A 20,241-nucleotide genomic window follows, 5' to 3' on the forward strand; every position below is an offset into this window, starting at 1 on the left:
AGAAAACGCCAACAACGGACGAGCAACCGCAGTGAGCACGCCACGACAACAACCCTTGCGCCCTCTGGGCCGCCTCGCCCTGGCCGGCAGCCTGGTCCTGGGCAGCTGTGCATTGCCGATGGGGATCGGCCAGGCACACGCCGCCGATTCGCCAAGCATCGCCAGCCGCAACCTGGTGCGTTTCGATATTCCGGCCCAGTCGCTCGACAGCGCGGTACTGGCCTACGCCGAGCAGTCCGGTGTGCAGGTGTTCTTCGACAGCCGCAAGCTGGCCGGCCTGCGCAGCGAAGGGCTGCAGGGCAGCTACCCGGCCGAAGAGGGCCTGCGCCAACTGCTGCGCGGCACGCCAGTACGCTACCGCTTCAGTGCCGCCGGGCAGGTCGGCCTGGAGCGAATCGTCCAGGACGGCGAGGCGCTGGAGCTGGGCGCGACCCATGTCGATTCGCAGCGCGATGGTGATTGGGTGTACCAGACCCCGCGATCGGTGAGTGTCATTACCCGTGAGCAGATCGAGCAGCGCGCCCCTCGTCATGCCGCCGACCTGCTTGAGCAGACCCCAGGCGTGTATACCGCCGTCAACCAGCGTGATCCCGGATTGTCGGTGAACATCCGCGGCGTGCAGGACTATGGCCGGGTCAATATGAACATCGACGGCATGCGCCAGAACTTCAACGTCAACGGCCACCAGCAGCGCAACGGCGTGATGTTCATCGACCCGGAGTTCATCCAGGGTGTCGAGATCGACAAGGGCACCTCGGCCGGCATGGGCGGTGCCGGGGTGATCGGCGGCATCGCCAGCTTCAACACCGTCGATGCCCGTGACCTGCTCGGGCCGGGCAAGGAGATCGGTGGTCGCCTGCGCGCCGGCCACGGTATCGGCGAGTTGGGCAACGGCACCTACTTCAATGGCAGTGCACTGTTCGCCGTCGGCAATGAAGCCGGCGATATCCTGCTTGGCCACAGTGAGCGGCATTTCGGCAACTACCGCAGCGGTACGCAGAACGCCGACAACCTGGGCACGCAGATCCGCGGCAAGCTGGAGAATCGCGAGGCCTGGAAGAGCTGGCTGCATGGTGAAGTGGGAGCGATGGACAGCGTGACCCGCTCACAGCTGTTCAAGCTCGGCCTCAACTTCGCCGACGACCAGCGCCTGCAGTTCAGCTACATCGAGACCGACACCGACAGCAAGGACGCCTGGACCTACAACGACAGCAACGCCAACCGCTATTACTACCGGGTCACCGGCACCAACGACATCAATGCGAAGAATGCCGCACTGGACTACAGCTTCACCCCGGACAACGACCTGATCGACTTCAAGGCCAAGCTGTACTACGTGACCACCCGCCAGGACCGTTGGAACGCCGACAACCTGTCCAGCGCCGCCACCGGCAACCGTGTCGAGGCCTACACCGACCGCTTCCAGACCGACACCTGGGGCCTGCAGCTGCAGAACACCTCGCGTTGGCACCTGGGGCAGGCTGATACCCTGAGCTTCAACTACGGCACCGAGTTGTTCCAGGACAGCTTTCGCCCCAGCACCGAGCGCGTCGCCGCGGCCAACGAGGTGGAGTCGCTACCCTACGTGCAGGGCGCCAACCCCAAGGGCAAGCGGGTGATGGCCAGCCTGTTCGGCAAGCTCACCTACGAGCATGACGATTGGCTCACCCTGGATGCCGGGCTGCGCTATGACCGTTATCGCCTGAGCGGCAAGACCGGCGTCACCACCTGGATGTACCCCGAGGGCGTCACCGAGGTCGGCCTTACCCGCCAGCAGACCCACATGATCTTCGACGAGGATACCGAGGAGGGCCGCTTCTCACCGACCTTCGGCATCGCGCTCAAGCCCGGGCCGGACTGGTTACAGGTCTACACCCGCTGGGGCCGTGGCTGGCGCCCGCCAGCGGTGACCGAAGTGTTCATGAGCGGCCGTCCGCATGCCGGCGGCAGTGCCGAGATGGTCTACCCCAACCCGTTCCTCAAGGCCGAGGAGTCGCACAACTGGGAGCTGGGGCTGAACATCTTCAAGGAGTCGCTGCTGCACGACGGCGACCGCTTCGGCGCCAAGGTCGCCTACTTCGATACGCGCATCGACAACTTCTCGTTCCTCGACACCAATGTCTCGCTGCCCGGCAGCAGCGTGGCAGGCATCGCCCTGGGCCGTTCGGCCTACCAGAACAACCTGGAGACCACGCGCTTTCGCGGCGTGGAATACAGCCTGGACTACGATGCCGGTGCCTACTACGGCCAGCTCAGCTACACCCACATGATCGGCAGCAACGAGTTCTGTTCCAACCAGTTCTACATGGGGGGCGCACAGCGTCTGGTCAGCGCCGGCACCGTCATGCGCCCGGTGCGGGTGGGCAGCCGCATCATCATGCTGCCGGTGCGCGTATCACGCGCCGAGGGCGCCGCAGACACCAACAGTATCGTCAGTTGCGGCGACATCATGGGCAACGCTTCGTACATGCCCGCCGACCGTGGCGCCCTGACCCTGGGCATGCGCCTGCTCGAACGCACCCTGGATGTGGGCATGCGCGTGCGCTACAGCGAAGGCAACGGCGAGAACCTCAAGAGCCATACCTACAACCAGATCGACCAGGCCCAATGGCCGCAGTACACGGTCTACGACCTCTACGCCAGCTACTGGATGACCCCCAGCCTGAACCTGGCCCTGTCGTTGGAGAACGCCACCGACGAGGCCTACTTCGTGGCCATGGGCGACGGCAACAACCTGTCGCTGGCCCGCGGCCGCACCTTGAGCGGCATGCTCGAGTACCGCTTCTGAACCAACCGGGTTTGCCCATTTCGGGCGACGCGAAGGCACGGAACGCGCCTTCGTCATCACTGTGCAACAACGAGGAACCGTCATGACCCTTTCCGTTAACTACGACGCCGCCTTCGCCAGCTCGACCGTCGACGACTACCTGGCCTTCTGGAGTGCCGGCTTCGTCACCGCCGGCCATGGCTACAGCAACACCGGCGGCTTCAGCAACGGCACCTTCGATGGCGACCAGTACGCCACCCACGGTCGCAACAACTCGGACTACGCCTTCATTGCCGACAGCGACAGCGCCAACGGTCTGCACTATGTGTTCGACCCGTCCAAGGCCCCGGGCGACAACCTCAACCACTACCTGTGGGGCTCGCTGGACAACGTCTCCCTGGGTGAAGTGCTCGGTGGCGGCAGCGGCAGCGACTTCAGCCTGGGCAACTACGTGGTCAGCTTCAACGGCCTGGATCTGGACGCCGCGCAAGGCGCCGGGCGTGCCGGCAACGAAGTGCAGAGCGTGATCTACGGCCTGATGCAGGGCAACACCTCGGCCCTGGAAGGCGTGCTGGACAACCTGCTGGCCGGTTATGGCGTCTCCACCAACAGTACCTTCGCCGAGATCGGTGCGGCCCTGGCCGCTGGCCCGGCCCACGCCGCTGCCGCCGAAGCGGTCGGCGTGCAGGCGCTGCCCGAGGATCTGGCCCTGGCGGCCTGAGCGCAGGCATGAAAAAGCGAATGGAAGGTCACCCCGCCATTCGCTGATCTGATGCACTTACCCCGCAGCCCGTGTCTTTGCCGGGCCCAGGCTGCGGCGGTGCGAATTCTGTGGCGACGACAGGGCGAATGCAATCACCGGTCGGCGCCTTCTATGAGGTTTCCAACAAATGCGAACCGCTCCCGCCGCGGCCAACGAAGTGCTGCGGGCGCTCAGGGCCTGCCGTGCCGGGCTTGGCAACGTTGCGCTGTTCACCGCGGTGATCAACGTGCTGATGCTGGCCCCGGCGCTGTACATGCTGCAGGTCTACGACCGGGTCCTGTCGTCGCGCAACGAGATGACCTTGCTGATGCTCAGCCTCATGGTGCTCGGGGTGTTCGCCTTCATGGGCCTGCTGGAGTGGCTGCGCAGCCAGGTGGTGATCCGCCTGGGCACGCGCATGGACATGGACCTCAACCCACGGGTGTTCCAGGCCGCCTACGAGGCCAGCCTGGCCGGGCACAAGGGCGCCGCGGGGCAGATGCTCGCCGACCTGACCGCGCTGCGCCAGTTCGCCACCGGCCAGGCCCTGTTCGCGTTCTTCGACGCGCCGTGGTTCCCGGTGTACCTGCTGGTGATGTTCATGTTCAGCCCATGGCTCGGCCTGATGGCGCTGCTGGGGGCGGTGCTGCTGACGCTGCTGGCCTGGGTCAACGAGCGCCTGACCCAGGCGCCGTTTGCCGAGGCCGGGCAGCTGTCGCAGCAGGCCGGCCTGGAGGCCAGCGCCAACCTGCGCAACGCCGAGGTGATCGAGGCCATGGGCATGCTGGCGCCGGTGCGCCAGCGCTGGGCGCGCCTGCACCATGGCTTCCTGGCCCGGCAGAACCTGGGCAGCGAGCGTACCGCGGCGGTTACCGCGCTGACCAAGACCGTGCGCCTGGCCCTGCAGTCGCTGGTGCTCGGCCTGGGGGCCTGGCTGGCCATCGAGCAGTTGATCACGCCGGGGATGATGATCGCCGGTTCCATCCTCATGGCCCGGGTGCTGGCACCCATTGACCAGTTGATCGGTGCCTGGCGCCAATGGAGTGGTGCGCGCCTGGCCTATCAGCGCCTCAGCGAGCTGCTGCGGACCCAGCCGCCGCGCCCGGCGGGTACGCCGCTGCCGGCGCCGCTCGGCAAGCTGACACTTGAGCAGGTGGGGGCGACGCAGCCGGGCAGCAGCCGTCTGTGCCTGAACAACCTGGGCTTCGAACTGCCGGCGGGTGAGTCACTGGGGATCATCGGCCCGTCCGGCTCGGGCAAGTCGACCCTGGCGCGGCTGCTGGTCGGCGCAGTTGCCCCGGCGAGCGGCAAGGTCCGCCTGGATGGCGCGGACCTGAGGGTCTGGGACCGTGGCGCGCTGGGCCAGCATATCGGTTACCTGCCCCAGGACGTGCAGCTGTTCGCCGGCAGCATCGCCGACAACATCGCCCGGCTCGGCGCGGTGGATGCCCAGCAGGTGGTGGCCGCGGCGCAGCTGGCGGGGGTGCACGACATGATCCTCAAGCTGCCGGGAGGCTATGACACGCTGCTGGGGGAAAGCGGGCTGGGCCTGTCCGGCGGCCAGCGCCAGCGCATCGGCCTGGCGCGGGCGTTGTATGGGCTGCCGGCGCTGATCGTGCTCGACGAGCCCAATTCCAATCTCGATGAGGCTGGGGAGCTGGCGTTGGTCGAGGCCCTTGCCAGGCTGCGCGAGCACAAGCGCACGTTGATCCTGATCACCCACAAGTCCTCGCTGCTGGCCGGCCTGGACAACCTGCTGATGCTCAAGGGCGGCCAGTTGCAGGCCTTCGGCCCCACCGCCCGGGTGCTGCAGGACGCACAGCGGGCCGCCCGGCCGGCTCCCGCCCCCGTCGGGCCATCCTCCACACGCAACCCTATCGGCCTGAGCGTCACCTTCGGCCAGCCAAGAGCCTGACTTCATGAGCGTATACGCCCTCTCCACGCAAAAGACCGAGGCGAGCCTGCTCAGCCTCGACGAACACCGCCCGGGCCGGGTGGGCCGCTGGCTGGTGCTGGCAGGTTTCGGCGGTTTCCTCCTGTGGGCCGCGCTGGCGCCGCTGGACAAAGGCGTGCCGGTCAGCGGCAGCGTGATGGTCGCCGGTAGCCGACAGGCCGTGCAGCACCCCACGGGCGGGGTGATCGAGCAGTTGCTGGTGCGTGACGGCGACACGGTGAGCGCCGGTCAGGTCGTGCTGAGCATGGACCCGACCCAGGCCCAGGCCCAGGTCGGTTCGCTGCGGGTGCAGTACGTCAACGCCCGCGCCGCCGAGGCGCGCCTGCTGGCCGAGCGCGATGGCAGGGCTTCGATCGAATTCCCCCAAGGCCTGCGTGACCAGGCTGCCAGCGCCTGGGTGGCCACGGTGCTGGAGAGCCAGCGGCAACTGCGCAGCAGCCGCGCCCAGGCGCTGGAGATGGAGCTTGGCGGCCTGCGCGAGAGCATCGCCGGCGCCGAAGCCTCGCTGCAGGGCCTGCAAGGCTCGCTGGCCAGCAAACAGGCCCAGCGTGACGCGCTGGACGAGCAACTGCGCGGCTTGCGCGAACTGGCTCGGGATGGCTACATCGCCCGCAATCGCCTGCTCGACAGTGAGCGGCTGCTGGCCCAGGTCAACGGCTCGATCGCCGAGGACTTCGGCAGCATCGGCCGCACCCGGCGCCAGGTGCTGGAACTCAAGCTGCGCATCGGCCAGCGCCAGCAGGAGTACCAGAACGAGGTGCGCCAGCAGCTCGCCGAGCTGCTGGCCAGCGCCGAGGACCTGGACAACCGTCTGCGCAGCGCCGAATTCGAGCTGGCCCATACCCAGGTGCGGGCTCCCGTGGCCGGCACGGTGGTTGGTCTGAGCGTGTTCACCAACGGCGGTGTCATCGCCCGTGGCCAGCAACTGATGGAGATCGTGCCGCGCGATGCGCCGTTGCTGGTCGACGCCCGCGCTTCGGTGGACATGGTCGACCGCCTGCGCCCGGGGCTGCCGGTGGAACTGATGTTCGTCGCCTTCAACCAGAGCACCACGCCGCGGGTGGATGGCGAGGTGACCCTCGTCTCCGCCGACCGCCTGCTCGACGAAAAGACCCAGCAGCCCTACTACCAGGTGCGCATCAAGGTCAGCGAGCAGGGCCTTGGCCAACTGGCCGGCCTGGATATCCGCCCGGGCATGCCGGTGGAGGCCTTCGTGCGAACCGGCGAGCGCTCGATGCTCAACTACCTTTTCAAACCATTGGCTGACCGGGTGCATGTCGCCCTGGCCGAGGAATAAGGGGATGTCCGTGCTTTTGCGTGCCGCCTGCCCGCTGCTGTTGTTCACGAGTCTGTCGGCGCAGGCTCTGGACCTGGGCGACGCCTATGCCCTGGCCTTGCGTAACGATCCCACCTGGCAGGGTTCCATCGCCGAGCGCGAGGCCGGGCTCGAGAACCTGGCGATCGGTCGCGCCGGCCTGCTGCCGAGGCTGTCGTACCGCTACAACCGCGCCCGCAACGATTCCGAGGTGACCCAACGCAGTCAGTTCGGTGATGTGACCACCCAGCGCGACTACCGCAGCTACAGTTCGACCCTGACTCTCGAGCAGCCGTTGTTCGACTATGCCGCCTGGAGCGATTACCGCCGTGGCGTGGCCCAGGCCGCCCTGGCCGATGAGCGCTATCGCGGCCGTGGCCAGGAGTTGATGGTGCGTCTGTTCGGCGCCTACAGCGAAGCGTTGTTCGCCAACGAGCAGATCGCCCTGGCCCAGGCCCAGCGACGCACCTACGCCGAGCAGCTGACTCTCAACGAGCGACTGCTCAAGGGCGGCGAGGGCACCCGTACCGATGTACTGGAAACCCGCGCACGCTACGAGCTGGCCCAGGCCCAGGAAATCGAGGCTGGCGACAATCTCGATGCGGCGCTGCGCGCCTTGCAGGCGATCATTGGCGAACCGGTGGCGGTCGAGGACCTGGCACCGATGACCGGCGATTTCCGTGTCCAGCCACTCACGCCCACGCGTTTCGAGCCCTGGCGCGACCTGGCCGTCGCCCACAACGCCGAGCTGGCCAGCCAGCGCCATGGGCTGGAAGTCGCCGAGCAGAACATCGAGCGGCAACGGGCCGGGCACCTGCCTTCGTTGAGTGCCTATGCCAGTAAGGGCATTTCCAGTTCCAGCTCCGAGAGCAGCTACAACCAGCGTTACGACACCGACAGCATCGGCCTGCAGTTGAGCGTGCCGTTGTTTGCCGGGGGCGGTGTACAGGCGTCGGTGCGCCAGGCCCGGGCCCAGCGTGATGCCGCGGGTTTCGAGCTGGATGCGCAGTTGCGCGACACGCTCAACCAGCTGCGCCGGCAGTTCAACCTGTGCGCCAGCGGCACGGCGAAGATCCGCGCCTACGACCTGGCGGTGAAGGCGGCCTCGGCCCTGGTGCAGGCCACGCGCAAGAGCGTGCGGGGAGGGGAACGGGTCAACCTCGATGTGCTGGACGCCGAGCAGCAGCTGTTCGGTGCCAGGCGCGACCTGGCGCAGGCACGGCATGAGTACCTGCGGGCGTGGTTGCAGCTGCGCTATCTGGCGGGGGTGTTGGAGGCGGGGGATCTGAACGTGTTGAACCGGTATTTCGTGGCGCACGGCTAGGGCAACTCAGCGGATCAATCGTGGGAGCGGGCCCCACAGGTTCTACGCCAACCTGTAGGAGCGGCCTTGCCGAGGCGTCGGACCGGTCGGAAAGGGCTGCGCAGCAGCCCCGGGATTTCAGCGTAGTTGCAGATATCGCTGGGGCCGCTTTGCGGCCCTTTCCGACCGGTCCGACGCCTCGGCAAGGCCGCTCCTACAGAGATCACGCCAGTTGAGAAAACTCAGCAAGACAGTTGCTCCCACAACTCCCGCTACCACGTATGCACCAGACGAAAAAAGGGAGCCGACGATGCGCGTCGGCTCCCCCTCGATGACCATCCTGGTCAGCGATCAGTGTTCGGCAACCGCCTTGCGCCTGGGCGCCTCGTTGCCGTGCTCGTCGAGTTCCAGTACCGGAACCTCGTTGCCATCGGCGTCGAACAGCTTGCCGTCCTTGAAGTAGTCGCCATCGCGCAGGGCCGAGATGTCCGAGTACTGGATGGTGCGCTCGTAGGCCGCGGCGAACACCGACTGGTTCTCTGAATTGCCGGTGGTGAAGTGGTTGAAGATCAGGTTCAGCAGGATGGCCATGATCGCCGCCGAGCTGATGCCGGAGTGGAAGATGGTTTCGAACCAGCTCGGGAAGTTGTGGTAGAAGGTCGGCGCCGCGATCGGGATCATGCCGAAGCCCAGCGAGGCGGCGACGATGATCAGGTTGACGTTGTTCTTGTAGTTGACCTTGGACAGGGTGCGGATGCCGCTGGCCGCCACGGTGCCGAACAGCACGATGCCCGCGCCACCCAGGACCGGGGTCGGTACCGCGGCGATGACCCGGCCCATGATCGGCAGCAGGCCCAGCACCACCAGGATCACCCCGCCGGTGGCCACCACGTAGCGGCTTTTCACCCCGGTCACGGCCACCAGGCCGACGTTCTGGGCGAAGGCGCTCTGGGTGAACGAGCCGAAGATCGGCGCCAGGATGCTCGACGCCATGTCGGCGCGCAGGCCATTGCCCAGGCGCTTGGAGTCGACCTTGGTGTCGATGATCTCACCCACCGCGAGGATGTCCGCCGAGGTTTCCACCAGGGTCACCATGATCACGATGCACATCGACAGGATCGCGGCGATATGGAAGGTCGGCATGCCGAAGTGGAACGGCGTGGGGAAGGCGAAGATCGGGCCTTCGGTGACCTTGCTGAAGTCGGTCATGCCCAGCGCCCAGGCAATCAGGGTGCCGGCGACCATGGCCAGGAGGATCGACAGGCGCGAGATGCTCGCGCTGCCCAGCTTGCTCAGCAGCAGGACGATGGCGAAGGTCAGCCCGGCCAGGCCGATGTTGGCCACGCTGCCGAACTCCGGCGAGGCGCTGTTGCCGCCCATCACCCAGCGTGCGGCCACGGGCATCAGGGTCAGGCCGATGGTGGTGATGACGATGCCGGTGACCAGCGGCGGGAAGAACTTGGTGATGCGCGAGAACACCGGGGTGATCAGGAAACCGATGAGCGACGCCGCCATCACCGCGCCCAGCACCGAAGGCAAGCCGCCACCGCTCTGGCTGCCGAGGATCGCACCCATGGTCGCCACGCCGGCGAACGATACGCCCTGCACCAGTGGCAGCTGGCAACCGAAGAACGGCAGGCCAAGGGTCTGCAGCAACGTCGCCAGGCCCCCGGCGAACAGCGAGGCGGCGATCAGCAGGCCGATTTCCGCCGGGGCCAGGCCGGCGGCCTGGCCGAGGATCAGGGGTACGGCGACGATCCCTCCATACATGGTCAGGACATGCTGCAGCCCGTAGGCCAGGTTGGCGCCAAGGCCGAGGTTTTCGTCCTCGGGGCGCGGGGCGGGAGACGTGCTGGGGGACGTGGTCATTGGAGCAGGCTCTCTGTTTATTGTTGTGCCGCTACTGTAGACAACTACCACAAAAAATTGCCACAAAAATTGTATACAAAGTTTTGATCGTAGCGACGGAACGGGTGCGTCCAGGGTGCGTGAAACCTGGATGCAGGTTGCGTTCCAACATGCAGGAGGCTGTTCCAGAGGGGTGTGTACAAACAGGCTGGCGAGTGTAGGAAAGCTGTCTGGCTGGACAGGAAAGCCGTCACAGCCAGATAGATAGCAGGCTAAGAGATATCAATCTTCGATGAGTTCGCGCAGCTCGCGCATCATTTCGGTGCTGTCACCCACGTTCAGTTCCACCAGACGGTGCAGATGGGTCATCGAATCGATATCGATGTGCAGGCAGATGAAACCCAGACGGCTCGGCTCCTCGTGGCGCAGTTCGACCTGCATCAGCACCTGGGTCTTCTTGTCGTTGAGGTGGATGATCGCTTCGAAGTCCTGGGTGAGGTCGGCATTCCAGGGATCGGGGCGCTCGATCAGCAGGCCCTTGAGCGACAGGTCGAGCAGTTTCACCGGCCAGCGCCGCTCGCCCTGGCGCAGTTCAGTGGGGGCATCGAAGGCGATGCGTTGAAAGCGGCGGCGTTCGTCGTGGTCGCTCATGGGAAAAGCCCTCGGGGGTTCAACCTGACTATAGTGGGTTATGTTGCCGTATCAGGTACCGCAATCTGGCCGCAGAGGCTCTAGACCAAAGCAAGTGTGGCAATGCGCGATGACTCGCCCTAGACTCGATGGGCGGTCTTTCCAATCCACCAGCTGGAAGTAAACCATGAACAACAATAATAGCCTGCTACGCCACATTCCGTGGCTGGCGCTGGCAGTCATAGGGGCCTGCGCGCTGGGTGTGGTTGCCCTGCGTCGCGGTGAGGCGATCAACGCCTTGTGGATCGTGGTCGCGGCAGTGGCCCTCTACCTGGTCGCCTACCGTTACTACAGCCTGTTCATCGCCACCAAGGTGATGCAGCTCGACCCCCGCCGGGCCACGCCCGCGGTACTCAACAACGATGGCCTGGACTACGTCCCGACCAACAAGCACATTCTCTTCGGTCATCACTTCGCCGCCATCGCCGGCGCCGGCCCGCTCGTGGGCCCGGTGCTCGCCGCGCAGATGGGCTACCTGCCCGGCACGCTGTGGCTGATCGCCGGCGTGGTGCTGGCCGGCGCGGTGCAGGACTTCATGGTCCTGTTCCTCTCCACACGCCGCAACGGCCGCTCGCTGGGCGACATGGTCCGCGAGGAAATGGGCCGCATCCCCGGCACCATCGCCCTGTTCGGCTGCTTCCTGATCATGATCATCATCCTCGCGGTGCTGGCGCTGATCGTGGTCAAGGCCCTGGCCGAGAGCCCGTGGGGCATGTTCACGGTGATGGCGACCATCCCGATCGCGATGTTCATGGGCATCTACATGCGCTACATCCGTCCGGGCCGCATCGGCGAGATCTCGGTCATCGGCGTGGTCCTGCTGCTGCTGTCGATCTGGCTGGGGGGGCAGATCGCCGCGGATCCGGTGTGGGGCCCGGCGTTCACCTTCACCGGCGTGCAGATCACCTGGATGCTGGTCGGCTACGGTTTCGTCGCCGCCGTGCTGCCGGTGTGGCTGGTGCTGGCGCCGCGTGACTACCTGTCGACCTTCCTCAAGATCGGCACCATCGTCGGCCTGGCCATCGGCATCCTGATCATCGCGCCCGAACTGAAGATGCCGGCGCTGACCCAGTTCACCGACGGCACCGGCCCGGTGTGGAAGGGCACCCTGTTCCCGTTCCTGTTCATCACCATCGCCTGCGGCGCGGTGTCCGGCTTCCACGCGCTGATCTCCTCGGGGACCACGCCCAAGCTGCTGGACAACGAAACCAACGCCCGCTACATCGGCTACGGCGGCATGCTCATGGAGTCGTTCGTCGCCATCATGGCCATGGTCGCCGCCTCGGTGATCGAGCCGGGCGTGTACTTCGCCATGAACAGCCCGGCCGCGGTGGTCGGTGCCGACGTCGTCTCGGTGGCGCAGACCGTCAGCAGCTGGGGCTTCATGATCACTCCCGAGCAGCTCGAGGCCACCGCCCGCGACATCGGCGAGCACACCATCCTGGCCCGTGCCGGCGGTGCGCCGACCCTGGCGGTCGGTATCGCGCAGATCCTCCACCAGGTGCTGCCGGGCGAGAACACCATGGCGTTCTGGTACCACTTCGCCATTCTGTTCGAGGCACTGTTCATCCTCACCGCCGTGGACGCCGGTACCCGTGCCGGACGCTTCATGCTGCAGGACCTGCTGGGCAGCTTCGTGCCAGCGCTGAAACGCACCGAGTCGTGGACCGCCAACCTGATCGGCACCGCCGGTTGCGTGGCGCTGTGGGGCTACCTGCTGTACCAGGGCGTGATCGACCCGCTGGGTGGCATCAACACCCTGTGGCCGCTGTTCGGCATCTCCAACCAGATGCTCGCCGGCATCGCCCTGATGCTCGGCACCGTGGTGCTGATCAAGATGAAGCGCCAGCGCTACGTCTGGGTCACCCTGCTGCCGGCCGTGTGGCTGCTGATCTGCACCACCACCGCGGGCCTGATCAAGCTGTTCGACCCGAACCCGGCGGTCGGCTTCCTGGCCCTGGCCAAGAAGTACAGCACCGCGCTGGACGCCGGCCAGGTGCTGGCCCCGGCCAAGGACATCGGCCAGATGCAGCACGTGATCTTCAACGCCTACACCAACGCCGGCCTGACCGTGCTGTTCCTGGTGGTGGTGTTCAGCGTGCTGTTCTTCGCCGTCAAGGTCGGCCTCGCCGCCTTGGGTCGCAAGGAGCGCAGCGACAAGGAAACCCCGTTCCAGGCCCTGCCTGACGCTTGAGAGGACCGCCGCGATGTTCAACGACCTGGGTCGACTGGGTAAGTACCTGGGGCAGGCCGCCCGCCTGATGGTCGGCATGCCCGACTACGACAACTATGTCGAGCACATGCAGAAGAAGCACCCGGACAAGCCGGTGATGAGCTACGAGGCGTTCTTCCGCGAGCGCCAGGAAGCGCGCTATGGTGGCAAGTCCGGGCCCAAGTGCTGTTGAACCCGCGACACGCGTGAACCAGTGGGAGCCCGGGCAACCGGGCTCCCACTTTCATTTTCAGCTGCAGGAGACAACCGCGTGCAAACGCCGATTCCCGTTACCGTGCTGACCGGCTTCCTTGGCGCCGGCAAGACCACATTGCTCAAGCACATGCTCAAGGCCGAGCATGGCCTGAAGCTCGCCGTGATCGAGAACGAATTCAGCGAGGCCGGCATCGACAGCCAGCTGCTGGGCGATGAACCGGTGCAGGTCATGACCCTGGCCAACGGCTGCGTGTGCTGCAGCATCCATGGCGACCTGACCCGGGCCCTGTACCTGCTGCTCGAACGGCTGGACGCCGGTGAAATCGCCTTCGATCGCCTGGTCATCGAATGCACCGGCCTTGCCGACCCGGCGCCGGTGGCGCAGACCTTCTTCATCGATGAAGAGTTGCGCGAGCGCTATATCCTCGACGGCATCATCACCCTGATCGACACCGCCCACGCCGAGCTGCACCTGACGCAGGCCATCGCCCAGGCCCAGGTCGGCTTCGCCGACCGCCTGCTGCTGAGCAAGACCGACCTGGTCGAGCCACAGGTGGTCGACGCCCTGCGCGAGCGCCTGGCGCGCATCAATGGCCGTGCGGCGATCCGCGTGGTCGAGCACGGCCGCATCGACCTGGCCGAGCTACTCGATGTGCGCGGCTTCAACCTCAACCCGGACCTGGGCATCAGCCTCAAGCCCACTTTGCGCCCGCTGCTCAAGCCCGCTACCCCTGACCGTATCTCGACGTTGGTGCTGCGCACCGAAACGCCGTTGGACATCGATCGGCTCAGCGACTTCATGAACGAGCTGCTGGAAGAGCACGGCAAGCAATTGCTGCGCTACAAGGGGGTACTGAACATTGCCGGTGAGGACCGCCGCCTGGTGTTCCAAGGGGTGCTGAAGCTGTACGGGTTTGACTGGGACGCCGAGTGGAAGGAAGGCGAGAATCGCGAAAGCGTGATGGTGTTTATCGCCGATGAGTTGCCGGAGGAGAAGATTCGGATAGGGTTTGAGGCGTTGAGTCACGAGGGAGTCAGAAGTATCTGACTTGCTAATGCCGCCTTATGGCGGCATTTTTTTACCTCTACTTACTCAAGCGAGGAAGACCGAATGAACCTTCACAAAGGGACGGATTTTGATGACTTCCTTTTGGAGGAGGGCCTGGCTGAAGTGGTATCTGAGGCGGCACTCAAGCAGGTGCTTATCTGGCAATTGATGCAATGCATCAAGAAGATTCACATCGCAAGCGACGATGGCGTTCAGGGGCTGGAGCGCGTTGCCAACCAGGCGAGTGACGCCAACCCAGCGCATAACATAACCAGCACAGTGGGGCTTGTGCCCACGGCGCTGGATATCAAGTTCGTCAGGGCAGCCAGCAGTTGGTGAACAAGAGCGATCAGTGCCATGGCAGGAGAAGCAGCTCCTGTTGACTGCCTGCTTGCCAGTGACAGACTCACTGGGTATGCCATTCCCTGAGCTACAAGCATCAGGCAATAGGGTAGCCAGATCGCGTAAGCCGAGTTTTTCAACAGTGATGATGCAATAAGCATGATGAGTGCGCCAAGTAACAGCAAAGCGCTCGAAAATCGAAGCATCGTTACTTCGTTGTTACCGGTTGCAAGGGTGCTTGCCAGACGAGTGCCGAGCAGATAGGCAATGCTGATTGGCCATCCCAATAGCCCATATTCCCACATGGACCAGTTGAAGGACTGCTGGAGAAGCAAGGGCGCTGTACTGCTAAATACGACGATGATGGAGTACCCAAAACCTCCAGCAAGCACAGGTAGAATGAAGCGTGGTTGCACAATGAGCTTATGGAGATGGGTACTCTCATCTGTTCGGCACGGGAGAACTATGTGCTGAGCTGCGATATTCCAGCCTTTCAGTGTTGCCATGAGTACACAGGGCATCGCGATGAGCAGCATGGCCACTCGCCAGTTCGTGAGCGTAGCAATCATCGCTCCGATAAACTGGGAGGCCCCGAGTGAGAGTACGAAGCAAAGTGAAAGGCTGCTATATGCGCGTGTCAGATCCTTGCCATCATACTGTTCGACCAGCAACGCACGAGCGGCAACTGATATGCCGCCTGCCAGGGCTCCCTGAAGCAGGCGTAGAACAAGAAATGCCCAGGCAACGGGTGATACTGCGAGCAGAAATGTGCAACAGCCGTAGAGTAGTAGCGTCCAGGTCAGCATACGGCTTGAACCGAGAGTGACCCCCAACCGACCCCATAGCATTACGCATGCCCCCATTCCTCCGAGAAACAGGCTCAGGCTGAGTGCGGCGAATTCATCTGTTGCATTCAGATCGTCAGCAATGGCCGGGAGCATGGGTAGGTAGAAGGTTATACCCGACTGGCACAACAGTACGGCTAAGCAACTGAAGTAGAGAATTCGCCGTTTGGTCATGGCTGAGTGTTCAGTAAATGGGCGATGGCAGGGTTGCTGTCCAGGTACTCAGCGACACTCCGGCAGAAGCTCTCGATTTCCCCAGGCTGCATATCTGCTCTGAGCGTAATGCGCAGTGCTGCAGCATTCTTGGGTACGACAGGAAAGAAGACGGCTGAGGTGAGGAACCCGTTGTTGGCCAGGAAGGTCGACGCAGCAATGGCATCTTCAGCCTCTCCAAGCGGTATTAGCCTGATGGGAGATGTTGATCCAGCATGAGGTGTGGGCAAAAGCCTGTCGAACAGTTCGATGTTGTTTCTCAACGCTTGCTGCAGCGTATTCAGCAGAGGGCTGGAGTGAAGTCGGGCGGAGGCCCGGCCTGCACCGATAGCTGCGGCATTGAGACTTTGGGACCAGTTGGTAGGACCGCCATATCTTTGTACAAGGCGTTTCTGTTGGGTATTTGCCAGCATGACCAGGCCACCGCTTGCGGCAAATGCTTTCCCCAAGGACGCTACAATGATGACCCCTTCATCCAGCTCCTGTAGTTGCCCCCTGACAAAGCCCTGCCCAAAAACACCTACCGTAGAAAGGGCATGTGAGTCGTCCAAGTACAAGAACAAACCGTAGCGCTCCTTGAGGTACAGCAAGGCGTCCATGTGTGCCGTCCCGCCCATGCTGTAGTAGCCGTCTGTAACATAGGCAACCCTTCCATGTTGCCTGCAGATGCTCTCGAGCTGGTCCATATCGTTATGGGGAAGCGTCTGGACCTCGGTCTCATCCGCACAAGCTGCTTTGATATGGTTCAGGGAGTAGTGGGCAAACTTGTCGAACACCATATGGGGCGACATTCCATCGGTGAAAATGCCTGCGGCAACAAGAGGCAATACTCCAGAGCTTGCTGCGCTGCATGACAATGTGGCCAGAGACGCGCATCCAAACAGTTCGGACAGTTCAGCCTCATATTGGTCTAGCACTTGAAGCTGGCAGCGATTGCGCGAGTTGGCGATACGTAGGGTGCGCGAATTTTCCAACTCTTCGATCGCCCCTTGGAGGATATCCGGGTGGTAGTCCAGCCCAAGATAGGAGGTCGTACAGAAGTGTTGCAGCGTCCTGCCGTGTTGGTCCTGAAGTAGATTTCTGGCGATGGGCTGCACCTGCAATCCGGAAAGATGCTTGGCATACGATGCCTGCCAGTCCGGCTCGGACTTTTGAATCATGCTCCTGTAATTGGTGAATCGATTTCGAGTGACTGCCATGTCAAACACTTCCTGCAATGGTGTGGAGCAAGCAGTGTGCATTGCAGGAAAGCGTCGGTATGTCCGAAGCCGGGTGTTTTGACCGAGGTAATTCTCCGAGAAGAGCGTCAGAAATACCTTGGTGTGTAGCGGAGAATTAAACAATCACGTTCAAGGTTTTGTAGGATATGCATGCGTCCACACAAGGCACAAAAAAGCCCGGCACATGGCCTAATGCCAGTCAGTTAAGCCAATTGGGGTCGCTGCGTGACCCTTCGCGGGTAAACCCGCTCCCACAGGTACAGCGTTCGATTCAGCGTTTGCGCGATCCTGTGGGAGCGGGTTTACCCGCGAAGGGCTGCAAAGCAGCCCCAATAAGTGCGATGAAGCGCTAACTGACTGGCATTAGGCACATGGCCCGGCTTTTCACATCAGGCATCTCCAACCAGATGCTCGCCGGCATCGCCCTGATGCTCGGCACCGTGGTGCTGATCAAGATGAAGCGCCAGCGCTACGTCTGGGTCACCCTGCTGCCGGCCGTGTGGCTGCTGATCTGCACCACCACCGCGGGCCTGATCAAGCTGTTCGACCCGAACCCGGCGGTCGGTTTCCTGGCCCAGGGGGGCTCAAGCTCTATGGCTTTGATTGGGACACCGAGTGGAAGGACGGCGGAGCGCGGGAAAGCGTGATGGTATTCATTGCAGATGAACTGCCGGAGGAGAAGATCCGGGCGGGGTTTGAGGCGTTGAGTTATGGCGCTATTCAAAGTAATTAGCTTAATTTTTCACTTTGCGGCGAGACTTTCCGCTTTACTTTTTAGGGGGCAACCAAGTGAGATTACCAGGACCCAGGGTTCGATGGGCTTGCGTGGGCGACGGTTTGGTCGGAGATATATCGAATGTAGCATTGAAGTTTGGTGCTCAACATTGATATGCATGCTGGGGCTTTAATACTTCATCAACGATGCAGTAGGTTTGAATAAATGCTTCGGAGCATTCTGTGAATGAAAATGAGCATGGCTGCAAATCACGCTCAAGCTTTGTGTGGGGAATTAAAACTCAGAATCAGACGGTACATGAGGCTTGTGGGCTGCCCGACGTTCTTTGAACAGCATACAAAAAACCGGTGCGTCGACGTGGTGCTGCTTACCGTGGGTATACAGTGCTACGGAAACTCACCGGTAATTCAGGCTTTCAAATATATGAATCTTCTCTTGATGGTCTTACTGGCGGAGGGGTTAGATTGAATTCAATATTTTTCAAAGTGAATTTCGGGTCCCTTCCCAAAGATTTTAATACGTTATAGGCACGAATGTAGTTCCAGTGGTGGGCGCCTACAGAAGTTCCCTTTTTATCATCAATTGTCAAGCTTCCGCTGTAAGTTCTTATGATGACTTCAACCTCTTTCAAACTTTTCAGGTCGTCATACAATAGCTCTTTGTGTGTGCTGGCATCAAATAGTTTGAAAATTCGACACCAAGTGCTTTTGTTGGTTTTTTTAAGGTAGCCTGAGTTCGTAACGTAAATCCACTGATCGTCGGGGGATACTATTGTAAAGCCACCATGGGCTCCATCTTCTACTGAGTAGCGGAAGTACATCCTTGTATCGTTTGGATGCGTGCTGGAAACAATGTAGCTGGAATCTTTATATTTATAGCCTGAGCTTTCGCCGACGCCGCCGCCGCCGATATATTTTCCGCCTCCCCCTGAGTAGGAAGTCGCTTTAGTGGGGTATTCGAATGTCCAGTTACTAGGTTTTTGGCTTGCGCTGATAAATACAGTTGCAAAAAAAGACTTCTCGCGCCGCTCTTCTTTGCTGGGTTCTTCCATGATGATTCTCCTTTCATCATTCTTCGGAGATATCAAGCTATCAAATTTTCTATTGAGTGAAACCTGGTAAAATTGTCAGGTGACAATCTTTAAGTGGAAGTGTCGTGTTTAGTGGTTTTGTGCTTTTTGGTGGCGCGTTTTTCGCTGCCTTATATTCGTATGAGGTACTGTCGCCATTTTCATATGGCTAAATTTGAGTTCTTACGTGTACAAATTAGTATTTAGCCGAAGGGCATACTGCATTGGGCGCTCCAGCTAGCTAGATTGACTGGGCCCATCTACGGTCCTGGCCGACAAAAAAGTCCGATGCTCGTTACCAAGCATCGGACTGTTCAGCCTACGCATCAAGGGACAGTGAGTCAGTTTTAAAAGACTGACTCAAGGTGCTTGGCCGGGCTTTTTCACATCAGGCGTCCGCCAATCAGTTGCCGTACACCGGCAGCCTCTTGCAGATGGCCTTGACCTTCTCACGCACGGCGTCGATTACCGCTTCGTTGTTCAGGTCGGCCAGGATGTCGCAGATCCAGCCGGCCAGTTCGCGGCACTCGGCTTCCTTGAAGCCACGGGTGGTGACGGCTGGGGTGCCGAAACGCAGGCCCGAGGTGACGAACGGCGAACGTGGGTCGTTCGGGACCGAGTTCTTGTTGACGGTGATGAAGGCCTTGCCCAAGGCGGCGTCGGCGTCCTTACCGGAGATTTCCTGCTTGATCAGCGACAGCAGGAACAGGTGGTTCTGGGTGCCGCCGGAGACGACGTCGAAACCACGCTCGATGAACACTTCGGCCATGGCCTGGGCGTTCTTCACCACTTGCTGCTGGTAGGCCTTGAACTCAGGCTGCAGCGCTTCCTTGAAGCAGATCGCCTTGGCGGCGATGACGTGCTCCAGCGGGCCGCCCTGGGCGCCCGGGAAGACCGCGGAGTTCAGCTTCTTCTCGATGTCGGCGTTGGCGCGGGCCAGGATCAGGCCGCCACGTGGACCGCGCAGGGTCTTGTGGGTGGTGGTGGTGACCACGTCGGCGAACGGAACAGGGTTCGGGTACACGCCAGCGGCGACCAGGCCAGCCACGTGGGCCATGTCGACGAACAGGTAGGCACCGACCTTGTCGGCGATTTCACGGAAGCGTGGGAAGTCCAGGACCTGCGAGTAGGCGGAGAAGCCGGCGACGATCATCTTCGGCTTGTGCTCCAGGGCCAGTGCCTCGACTTCGTCGTAGTTGATCAGGCCGTTGGCGTCGATGCCGTACTGGATGGCGTTGTACAGCTTGCCCGAGGAGGAGACGCTGGCGCCGTGGGTCAGGTGACCGCCGTGGGCCAGGCTCATGCCCAGGATGGTGTCACCGGCCGACAGCAGGGCCAGGTAGACGGCGGCGTTGGCCTGGGAGCCGGCGTGCGGCTGGACGTTGGCGTAGTCGGCGCCGAACAGCTCCTTGGCGCGGTCGATGGCCAGCTGCTCGACGACGTCGACGTACTCGCAACCACCGTAGTAGCGCTTGCCTGGGTAGCCTTCAGCGTACTTGTTGGTCAGTACCGAACCCTGGGCCTCCATGACCGCCGGGCTGGTGTAGTTTTCCGAAGCGATCAGCTCGATATGCTCTTCCTGGCGCAGGGCTTCTTGCTGCATGGCTTCGAAGAGCTCGGCGTCGTACTTGGCAATGGTCAAATCACGGCTGAACATGGCGGTCCTCAAGGATCGGGCAGAATTGGGGGTGCATTCTAACCGATTGATTCGCCGCTGGCAT

The 20,241-nt window shown here is 62.3% G+C and carries 14 protein-coding genes and 3 pseudogenes; 11 read left to right on the top strand and 6 right to left on the bottom strand.

Annotated features, from left to right (window positions below; translation table 11 throughout):
* Positions 1 to 118 precede the first annotated feature (118 nt).
* From K2O50_RS03865 to K2O50_RS03885, 5 genes are all read left to right on the top strand, one after another.
* Positions 119 to 2,788: a TonB-dependent receptor gene (locus K2O50_RS03865; RefSeq protein WP_256206022.1), complete on the top strand. Its 2,670-nt coding sequence runs from the start codon at positions 119 to 121 to the stop codon at positions 2,786 to 2,788.
* An 82-nt stretch (positions 2,789 to 2,870) separates the two neighbouring features.
* Positions 2,871 to 3,488 (top strand): heme acquisition protein HasA, encoded by a 618-nt coding sequence (locus K2O50_RS03870; protein WP_050706915.1) that lies wholly within the window; start codon positions 2,871 to 2,873, stop codon positions 3,486 to 3,488.
* 169 nt (positions 3,489 to 3,657) lie between these two features.
* Complete coding sequence (locus K2O50_RS03875; protein WP_050706914.1) at positions 3,658 to 5,424, top strand: type I secretion system permease/ATPase; 1,767 nt, start codon at positions 3,658 to 3,660, stop codon at positions 5,422 to 5,424.
* 4 nt (positions 5,425 to 5,428) lie between these two features.
* A complete protein-coding gene (locus tag K2O50_RS03880) occupies positions 5,429 to 6,760 on the top strand; it encodes an HlyD family type I secretion periplasmic adaptor subunit (protein WP_050706913.1) in 1,332 nt (443 codons plus the stop codon).
* Positions 6,761 to 6,764: 4 nt separating this feature from the next.
* Positions 6,765 to 8,102: a TolC family outer membrane protein gene (locus tag K2O50_RS03885; RefSeq protein WP_050706912.1), complete on the top strand. Its 1,338-nt coding sequence runs from the start codon at positions 6,765 to 6,767 to the stop codon at positions 8,100 to 8,102.
* A gap of 330 nt (positions 8,103 to 8,432) precedes the next feature.
* On the opposite strand, the gene K2O50_RS03890 is transcribed toward K2O50_RS03885, so the two are convergent.
* Entirely contained in the window at positions 8,433 to 9,950 is a 1,518-nt protein-coding gene (locus K2O50_RS03890) for a nucleobase:cation symporter-2 family protein (RefSeq protein WP_050706911.1), read from the bottom strand.
* Between the two features lie 261 nt (positions 9,951 to 10,211).
* Positions 10,212 to 10,580, bottom strand: a complete 369-nt coding sequence (locus K2O50_RS03895) for a PilZ domain-containing protein (protein ID WP_028691346.1) — start codon at positions 10,578 to 10,580, stop codon at positions 10,212 to 10,214.
* A 166-nt stretch (positions 10,581 to 10,746) separates the two neighbouring features.
* Between K2O50_RS03895 and K2O50_RS03900 the strand changes: the two genes are divergently transcribed.
* The 4 genes from K2O50_RS03900 (at position 10,747) to K2O50_RS26575 (ending at position 14,434) form a co-directional block, all read left to right on the top strand.
* Positions 10,747 to 12,813 carry a carbon starvation CstA family protein gene (locus K2O50_RS03900; protein ID WP_050706910.1) on the top strand — a complete coding sequence of 689 codons (2,067 nt, stop codon included), beginning with the start codon at positions 10,747 to 10,749 and terminating at the stop codon, positions 12,811 to 12,813.
* 13 nt (positions 12,814 to 12,826) lie between these two features.
* The gene (locus K2O50_RS03905; protein ID WP_050706909.1) at positions 12,827 to 13,024 is read left to right on the top strand and encodes a YbdD/YjiX family protein; all 198 of its coding nucleotides are present in this window, start codon (positions 12,827 to 12,829) and stop codon (positions 13,022 to 13,024) included.
* A 78-nt stretch (positions 13,025 to 13,102) separates the two neighbouring features.
* A complete protein-coding gene (gene yjiA, locus K2O50_RS03910; protein WP_050706908.1) occupies positions 13,103 to 14,095 on the top strand; it encodes a GTPase in 993 nt (330 codons plus the stop codon).
* Positions 14,096 to 14,158: 63 nt separating this feature from the next.
* Positions 14,159 to 14,434, top strand: a complete 276-nt coding sequence (locus K2O50_RS26575; RefSeq protein WP_050706907.1) for a hypothetical protein — start codon at positions 14,159 to 14,161, stop codon at positions 14,432 to 14,434.
* Between the two features lie 38 nt (positions 14,435 to 14,472).
* On the opposite strand, the pseudogene K2O50_RS26850 reads toward K2O50_RS26575, so the two are convergent.
* Both K2O50_RS26850 and K2O50_RS03920 read right to left on the bottom strand, forming a co-directional pair.
* Positions 14,473 to 15,456 (bottom strand): annotated as a pseudogene (locus K2O50_RS26850) (MFS transporter); the annotation flags it as partial.
* Entirely contained in the window at positions 15,453 to 16,703 is a 1,251-nt protein-coding gene (locus tag K2O50_RS03920) for an aminotransferase class I/II-fold pyridoxal phosphate-dependent enzyme (RefSeq protein WP_371263158.1), read from the bottom strand. The pseudogene K2O50_RS26850 and the gene K2O50_RS03920, both read right to left, overlap by 4 nt.
* A gap of 404 nt (positions 16,704 to 17,107) precedes the next feature.
* Here K2O50_RS03920 and K2O50_RS03925 point away from each other — a divergent pair.
* Together K2O50_RS03925 and K2O50_RS26580 are read left to right on the top strand one after the other, a co-directional pair.
* Positions 17,108 to 17,317: pseudogene (locus tag K2O50_RS03925) on the top strand (carbon starvation CstA family protein); the annotation flags it as partial.
* Positions 17,293 to 17,448 (top strand): annotated as a pseudogene (locus K2O50_RS26580) (GTP-binding protein); the annotation flags it as partial. The pseudogenes K2O50_RS03925 and K2O50_RS26580, both read left to right, overlap by 25 nt.
* A 418-nt stretch (positions 17,449 to 17,866) precedes the next feature.
* On the opposite strand, the gene K2O50_RS03930 reads toward K2O50_RS26580, so the two are convergent.
* Both K2O50_RS03930 and glyA read right to left on the bottom strand, forming a co-directional pair.
* Positions 17,867 to 18,502, bottom strand: a complete 636-nt coding sequence (locus tag K2O50_RS03930) for a hypothetical protein (RefSeq protein WP_156329668.1) — start codon at positions 18,500 to 18,502, stop codon at positions 17,867 to 17,869.
* Positions 18,503 to 18,923: 421 nt separating this feature from the next.
* Positions 18,924 to 20,177: a serine hydroxymethyltransferase gene (glyA, locus tag K2O50_RS03935; protein WP_050706903.1), complete on the bottom strand. Its 1,254-nt coding sequence runs from the start codon at positions 20,175 to 20,177 to the stop codon at positions 18,924 to 18,926.
* Positions 20,178 to 20,241 lie beyond the last annotated feature (64 nt).

The organism is Pseudomonas sp. 2hn (genome assembly GCF_019646095.1).
Classification (GTDB): domain Bacteria; phylum Pseudomonadota; class Gammaproteobacteria; order Pseudomonadales; family Pseudomonadaceae; genus Aquipseudomonas; species Aquipseudomonas peradeniyensis.

Coding starts and splice junctions, on each gene's coding strand:
- K2O50_RS03930 (WP_156329668.1), bottom strand. CDS start 18,502: ATGGAAGAACCCAGCAAAGAAGAGCGGCGCGAGAAGTCTTTTTTTGCA.
- K2O50_RS03890 (WP_050706911.1), bottom strand. CDS start 9,950: ATGACCACGTCCCCCAGCACGTCTCCCGCCCCGCGCCCCGAGGACGAA.
- K2O50_RS03865 (WP_256206022.1), top strand. CDS start 119: ATGGGGATCGGCCAGGCACACGCCGCCGATTCGCCAAGCATCGCCAGC.
- K2O50_RS03900 (WP_050706910.1), top strand. CDS start 10,747: ATGAACAACAATAATAGCCTGCTACGCCACATTCCGTGGCTGGCGCTG.
- K2O50_RS03875 (WP_050706914.1), top strand. CDS start 3,658: ATGCGAACCGCTCCCGCCGCGGCCAACGAAGTGCTGCGGGCGCTCAGG.
- K2O50_RS03895 (WP_028691346.1), bottom strand. CDS start 10,580: ATGAGCGACCACGACGAACGCCGCCGCTTTCAACGCATCGCCTTCGAT.
- K2O50_RS03870 (WP_050706915.1), top strand. CDS start 2,871: ATGACCCTTTCCGTTAACTACGACGCCGCCTTCGCCAGCTCGACCGTC.
- K2O50_RS03905 (WP_050706909.1), top strand. CDS start 12,827: ATGTTCAACGACCTGGGTCGACTGGGTAAGTACCTGGGGCAGGCCGCC.
- K2O50_RS03885 (WP_050706912.1), top strand. CDS start 6,765: ATGTCCGTGCTTTTGCGTGCCGCCTGCCCGCTGCTGTTGTTCACGAGT.
- glyA (WP_050706903.1), bottom strand. CDS start 20,177: ATGTTCAGCCGTGATTTGACCATTGCCAAGTACGACGCCGAGCTCTTC.
- K2O50_RS03880 (WP_050706913.1), top strand. CDS start 5,429: ATGAGCGTATACGCCCTCTCCACGCAAAAGACCGAGGCGAGCCTGCTC.
- K2O50_RS26575 (WP_050706907.1), top strand. CDS start 14,159: ATGAACCTTCACAAAGGGACGGATTTTGATGACTTCCTTTTGGAGGAG.